The sequence below is a fragment of the Anoxybacillus sp. LAT27 genome (assembly GCF_022030075.1).
GTDB classification, from domain to species: Bacteria; Bacillota; Bacilli; order Bacillales; family Anoxybacillaceae; genus Anoxybacillus; species Anoxybacillus kestanbolensis.
On sequence record NZ_JAIWYK010000218.1, the window covers coordinates 1 to 256 of the forward strand.

General features: G+C 40.6%; 1 pseudogene. It reads right to left on the minus strand.

Going from position 1 to position 256, the window contains the following annotated elements:
• Positions 1 to 73: 73 nt before the first annotated feature.
• Positions 74 to 256, minus strand: a pseudogene (locus LD028_RS09200) (phage late control D family protein); the annotation flags it as partial.

Genomic DNA, 256 nt, shown 5'->3' on the forward strand with positions numbered 1-256 from the left:
TCGTCAAAAGCCACTCTGGCTTTGCATTTTTCCGGATTGACAGATGACACAATACCAACCCTGACGATATCCATTAATATCCCTCCAAGCATTTTCTTAGTTCTATAGATGTCGCTGTCCCAGATGAAGAACCCGAAAACCTTGTTCGTGTGATGATGTACTTCCCGTCAAAATTTCCGAATCCCTTCACATTGACCGTCATACCTGAATAATAGTTTTTTATCCCAGAAAAAATAAAAGACGCTGTATTTGCGTC